The sequence below is a fragment of the Pseudomonas sp. GW704-F2 genome (assembly GCF_059423025.1).
This window is the reverse complement of record NZ_JBWKXO010000004.1, coordinates 233,111-239,110: the sequence shown is the minus strand read 5'-3', so window position 1 is coordinate 239,110 and position 6,000 is coordinate 233,111. Positions and strand designations below refer to the sequence as shown.

Below are 6,000 nucleotides of genomic sequence, written 5' to 3'. Positions count from 1 at the left end.
AGCGCAGGGTCAGGGTCAGGCCAATCAGGGTGCTTCTTCCGGCCAGGGCAAGCAAGGCGCAGCGCAGGGACAGGGTCAGGGTCAGGGTCAGGCCAATCAAGGTGCTTCTTCGGGTCAAGGCAAGCAAGGTGCGGCGCAGGGTCAGGGTCAGGCCAATCAGGGGGCTTCTTCGGGCCAAGGCAAGCAAGGCGCGGCGCAGTCCAACGAAAGCAACCCGTCGGCCCGGTCCGATGAATCAAACCAGGCGCCTCGTACCCTCGAGGATCTCGCACGCGACAATGAGCAACTTCGCTCGCGCATCGACCAGATGATGGCTGAATTTTCCAAGGTGATTTCCGAGCTGCAGAAGCAAATCGAGCAGTTGAATAACCAGATCAAAGCGCTGAAGGGTTAAGTTCAGCGATAGAAAAACGGGTCAATGTGGGGCGGTAAGCCCGCACCTGCATCGACCCCGTTCTGCTGAACATTCATTCAAAGCGCAAAATAACCCGACGGTTATGCTTGCTCTTCTTCTCGATCTTCTCGCAAAACACCCGGCCGATTTCTTCGGTGTTGATCACATGGGTGCCGCCGCATGGCTGGATATCGATTCCGGCAATTTCAATTACGCGCACCGAGCCCTGGATCACGGGCGGAGCTACTGCTTGGGTGCGGGTGATCTGTAGCAGGGTTGCGTACTCCGAGGCGGGCATCGACAGGGTTTTCACCTGATGAGCCTGTTCGATCAGCGCGTTGATATCGCGGGTGATGCTGTCTTTGTCCAGGGTCATTTCCGGCAGGTCGAAATCCAGTCGCCCTTTGTCGGCGCTGATGCTACAGCCGGTGACCGGGGCGTCGATGAGTGAACACAGCAGGTGCAGGCAGGTGTGCATTTTCATGTGCTGGTAGCGCCGCTCCCAATCGAGGCTGGCATCCACCTGGACCCCGGCGCTCAACTGCTCGGGACAGTGTTCCACCTGGTGCCAGATGATCGAGCGCTGCACCGGGTCGCGCACCGTGCCGAGGATGTCCACGCGCGTGCCGTCGTCCAGAGTGAAGTGGCCGGTGTCGCCGGGTTGCCCGCCGCCGGTAGGGTAGAACAGCGTGTGCTCCAGGGCGATGCCGTGTTCGCTGACGGCAATCACCCGGGCGCTGAAGGCGTTCTGGTAGGGCGCGCTGTCAAACAGCGCCAGGGTTTCCATGGTGTGCACAGACATGTTCAACCTCCGACAATCAATGGGCTGGCTTGCAGCAGGTGACGCACCATTGCGCTCAAGCCAGGGGGGGAGAGCAGGGTGATTTCAAATTCCGGCCCGCAGACTTTCAGGTTCAGCGGCAGACGTGGCAGACGGTCGCCCATTTCGATGTGGCGCAGGCGAAATTGCAGGTGATGGCGTTCTTTCACCGTGGGTTCGAGCATCAGCCCCTGCAACGGGTGAAAGTCGGCGTCCAGCACCGTGACCTTGTGGCTGGCATTGATCTCGCCGACCACGTGCAGGCGCTCATCGAGAGCGAAGGCGCCGAGGTAGCTGCTGTGCTCCGATTCGTCGTTCTTTTGCAATTGGATCTGGTTGACCACCTTGACCTTGGTCCCCGCCGGTACGTCCTGGGTGATCACGCACGCTGGGCTGATGAACACGTTGTCGCCGATCTGCACGTAGCCGAGCACGCGGGCGCCGGAGCCGATTTCGACGTTGTTGCCCAGGCGCGGGTGGCGCTTGCCGTCGGGGTTGTTGGCGATGCCGCGAGCGCCGAGGGTCACGCCGCAGAGGATGTAGCAGTCGTTGCCGATCTCGCAGGTTTCACCGATCACCGTGCCGTAGCCATGGTCGAGCACAAAGCGCCGACCGATGCGTGCTGCCGGGTGAATCTCCGCGCCGGAGAGGATCTTGCCCTGGTTGCTGAGCTTGAGGGCAATGCGCGAAAACATCCCGTTGGTCTGGTCGGGAAAATGCCACACCCGGTGCGCCAGCCGGTAGAACAGCACCGCCTTGAACGAGGCATAGGATTCCAGGATCAACTCGCCGCGCCCGCGCGACGCCGGGTCGCGGTAGGCGTAGGCAATCAGGTCCTCGGCCACCGCCTGGGCGGCGCTCTGGACCAACGGCGCCAAGTGCGGCTCCAGCTGCTTCATCTGCGTGGGCGTCAGGGTCTTGATGAGGTGGGTAAGCAATTCATCGTGCAGATGTTGCATGTCGATAAAGCCGCCCATGGAGGCACCCCCGCATTCTGGATGGTTGGATAACCGGTTATTCGAAACTGGGCAGGTAGCTGTCGGCATTGTCGTAGACCATGGTCAACACCACCGTTTCGGGCGGTAACTCCGGGGCGAGCTTGGCGATGGCCACCATATTGGCGGCCGAGGACAGGCCCAGGCTGATGGCATCGGTACGCATGATGCGTTTCATCATGTCGAGGCATTCCACGCGCGACACCTTGAGCATGCCGTCCAGCACGTCCAGGTTGAGGATGCTCGGGATCAAGCCGATCGACAGGCCCTGGATATGGTGGGGTGCGTGCTGGTTTTTCAGCAGGTCGCATTCCTCCGGTTCCACGCCCATCACGCGCAGGGCCGGCCAGGCGGCCTTGAGGGTTTCGCCTATGCCGGTGATATGGCCGCCGGTGCCGATGCCGCTGACGAAGTAATCCACGCGCTGCTCACCGAAGGCGCTGAGGATCTCCGGCGCGGTGGTGTCGCGGTGCGTCTGCGGGTTGGCGCCGTTGCGTTGCTGGTTGAGCATCACGTAGCTGGGGTTTTCCAACTGCAACTCCATGCATTTCTCGCCATGGGAATTGTTGCCGAGGCGGCTGTCCGACAGCACCACCTTGGCGCCATACAGGCGCAGCAGTTTCTGCTTTTCAGGGCTGTAGTTATCCGGGATCACCAGCACCACTTTGTAGCCGAGCACGTTGCCAGCCATCACCAGGCCAATGCCGGTGTTGCCGCCGCTGGGTTCGATAATGGTTTGCCCGGAGTCGCGCATCAGCACGCCGCGACGCTCGGCGTCGAGGATCATGCCCAAGGCGATGCGCGCCTTGTGGCTGCCGCCGGGGTTGAGCGATTCCAGTTTGGCGTAGACCTCGATGCCGAGGTCTTCGGAAAACTGCGCCAGGCGCACGATCGGTGTGTGGCCGATGGCGTCGAGAATTGAGTTATGCAGCATCAGGTCGTTACCCAGGGCCGTGATCAGTACAAAGGCATATCGGGTTCGACGTCGCGAACCCAATGTTTCATGCCGCCTTGCAGAACTTTGGTGTTGGCGAAGCCGGCCGCCAGCAGGGTGCTGGCCGCTTGCTCGGCGCGGGTTCCGGCGTAGCAGATCAGGTAGTGGGTGTTGTCTCGGCTGAGGCTGTCGAGCTGACCGTCCAGTTCGGCGAGGGGGATATGCACCACGCCCGGCAACTTGCAGACCTCCAGTTCGCTGGCGTCGCGCACGTCCAGCAGTACGTCGGCGCTGCTGTGGCGTTCGAGCAGTTGTTTGAGTACCCGCGGCTTGATGTAGCGCTCTTCGGCTAGGCTGGGCTTGCTCGGTACGGCGTCGGCGCAGACTGTCGGCGCGAGGGGGGCGCTGTGGCGCAGTTCCGAACAGCAGGGGCAGTCGGCGCGGCGCTTGAAGCGGATCTCGCTGAATTTCATCGCCAGTGCATCGAAGCGCATCAAGCGGCCGGACAAGGGTTCGCCGATGCCGATCAGCAACTTGATCGCCTCGGTCGCCTGGATCATCCCGACTACCCCCGGCAGCACGCCGATCACTCCGCCAGCGCTGCAATTGGGCGCCAGTTCCGCCGGTGGTGCCTTGGGGAACAGGCAGCGGTAGCAGGGCCCGCCTTTGTAATTGAGCACGCTGATCTGCCCGTCGAAACGGTAGATGGCGCCGAACACCAGGGGTTTGCCCAACTGCACGCAGGCGTCGTTGACCAGGTAGCGCGTGTCGAAATTGTCGGTGCCGTCGATCACCAGGTCGTAGGCGCCGACCAGTTCCAGGGCGTTGTCGGCGGTCAGCGCGGTGTCGTGGGCATTGATCTGGATGTGGCTGTTGAGGTCTTGCAAGCGTTGCTTGGCGGACGCGACCTTGGACATGCCCAGGGTGCTGTTGCCGTGGACGATCTGGCGTTGCAGGTTGCTGCTCTCGACCACATCGAAATCCACCAGCCCCAGGGTGCCGATGCCGGCCGCCGCCAGGTACAGGCTGATGGGCGAGCCCAGGCCGCCGGTGCCGATGATCAGCACCTTGGCTTTTTTCAGGTTCAACTGGCCTTCGCGACCGACGCCGGGCAGGGTGATATGGCGCACGTAGCGCTGCACTTCTTCATTGCTCAGGCCGTCGACGTCAATGCCGCCGGAGGTGGCGAGCAACACTTCGATTCTGGCCTTTTCCGGTAGCCGGTCGTCCGCCTCGATCAATGCTTCCTCAGCAGTAAACAGGAAGTGTTCCTTGAGCTGGTTGTTGTTCTCGTGGAACAGGTGCATACGCAACTGCGGGTGGCTGTCGCAGAGGTTTTCAATGACTTCGCGCAATGTCGATCCGGTGCCCTCAAGGGTCGATTCCGGCAGCTTGGCCACGCGAACCAGAATGTCGGGGAAAGAGACAGCGTTCATGGACAACTCCGTGTGCAGGTCGTTGAGGGGTTGAAGGGCGAAATGCTTGCCATCCCAGGCAAACAGCTTCGAGCCCAGGGCCTGGCCCTGGCGAACATCCACCACCAGGTAGCTGACGGGGTAGATCGGCTCGCCCATGAACAGCGCCTTGTCCTGGTCTTCGTCGCTGAAATAGGCACCGACGTCAGGGTGGGAGTGGTAGATCACCACCACCGGGTTGTCGCTGCGAAGTGCCTTGTTCAGCAGCAGCGTGTCGGCCACGGAAAAGGTGTAGCCGTTGGCCGCGCTGCGCGGGTACATCTCGGGGTTCTTGCGGTGCAGCTCGTTCTGGATATTGCGGCCCAGGTACACGCTGCCGTCGGCGAAGACGAAGCCACAGCATTCCTCGGGGTAGCTGCGGCTGGCGTGGGCATAGATCTGTTCCAGGGCTTCTGGGCGGAGGACGTCCATGTTTCTCTCGCGTTCAAAGAGGCTCAATTTTTCTTGGCCATGAGTTTTTCGATGGGCAACTTGGTGATCGCAAAACCGGCCAGCAGAATGGCCGAATACAGCATGAGGTCGCGGGAAATCGCCACGCCTTCGTACCAGGCGCCGATGATCACCGCGAACACCGGGAAGATGATGAACACGAACGAGAGGATGATCGGGCTCAGGCGCTTGAGCAGCATGAAATACACGATGAACCCGCCCACCGATGCGACCAGGCCCAGGTAGAACAGGGCGCCCCACGAACGCAGGGTGATGGCTTCGAAAGTCGGTGTTTCAAACCACAGGCCGGCGACGAACAGCATCAGCCCGGCGATCCCGATGGGCAGTGTGTTGTAAGTGATCACGCTGATCGCGCTGCCTTTTTGCTTGGTAATGACGTAGCACAAGGCATGCATGATCGCGGCGCTCAGAATCGCCAGTACCCCGAAGAACTCGGCATGGTCCAGGTGCAGGCCCTGGCTCCTGATGATCATGTAAAGGCTGCCGAAGCCGATACCGATGCCGACCACCTGGGAAAAGTAGATGCGCTCGCGCAGGAACAGCGCGGAGAAAATCAGGATGAACACCGGCATGCAACTGAACAGCAGCGCGGTGAGGCCGGACGAAACATGCATTTCGCCGTAGTTGAGCAGGTAATAGGGCACGCTGAAGTAGGACAGGGTCACGAACACGAAGAACCAACGGCTTTCCCGGGGGAACAGGATCGGCTCGCGGCGCACCATGGCAAAACACAGGAACAGCGGGAACGCGATCAGGAAGCGCAAGCCGGCGGAGGTCAGCGGCGGCACGCTCTCCACGGCGATTTTGATGCCGAGCCAAGTGGTACCCCAACTCAGGCAAACGATGAGAAACATCACACTGGTCACCAGGCCGGCCAACCACTGTTTTTGAGTTTTGGTTTTTGCAGCGTTTTCGAGAACGGCGGACATTGG

At 61.1% G+C, this 6,000-nt stretch carries 5 protein-coding genes and 1 pseudogene; 1 reads left to right on the top strand and 5 read right to left on the bottom strand.

Annotated elements, in window-relative coordinates; translation table 11 throughout:
• A pseudogene (locus AC07W0_RS05690) lies at positions 1-394 on the top strand (hypothetical protein); the annotation flags it as partial.
• A gap of 73 nt (positions 395-467) precedes the next feature.
• On the opposite strand, the gene AC07W0_RS05685 reads toward AC07W0_RS05690, so the two are convergent.
• The 5 genes from AC07W0_RS05685 to AC07W0_RS05665 are packed head-to-tail and all read right to left on the bottom strand — an operon-like array spanning position 468 to position 5,946.
• Entirely contained in the window at positions 468-1,196 is a 729-nt protein-coding gene (locus AC07W0_RS05685; RefSeq protein WP_017845198.1) for an alanyl-tRNA editing protein, read from the bottom strand.
• Between the two features lie 2 nt (positions 1,197-1,198).
• Positions 1,199-2,191, bottom strand: a complete 993-nt coding sequence (locus AC07W0_RS05680) for a serine O-acetyltransferase (RefSeq protein WP_017845199.1) — start codon at positions 2,189-2,191, stop codon at positions 1,199-1,201.
• A gap of 37 nt (positions 2,192-2,228) precedes the next feature.
• A complete protein-coding gene (locus tag AC07W0_RS05675; protein ID WP_017845200.1) occupies positions 2,229-3,143 on the bottom strand; it encodes a PLP-dependent cysteine synthase family protein in 915 nt (304 codons plus the stop codon).
• Between the two features lie 23 nt (positions 3,144-3,166).
• On the bottom strand, positions 3,167-5,029 hold the full coding sequence (moeB, locus tag AC07W0_RS05670) for a molybdopterin-synthase adenylyltransferase MoeB (protein ID WP_102617604.1): 1,863 nt from the start codon (positions 5,027-5,029) through the stop codon (positions 3,167-3,169).
• A 23-nt stretch (positions 5,030-5,052) separates the two neighbouring features.
• Positions 5,053-5,946 (bottom strand): DMT family transporter, encoded by an 894-nt coding sequence (locus AC07W0_RS05665; protein WP_162231523.1) that lies wholly within the window; start codon positions 5,944-5,946, stop codon positions 5,053-5,055.
• Between the last annotated feature and the right edge of the window lie 54 nt (positions 5,947-6,000).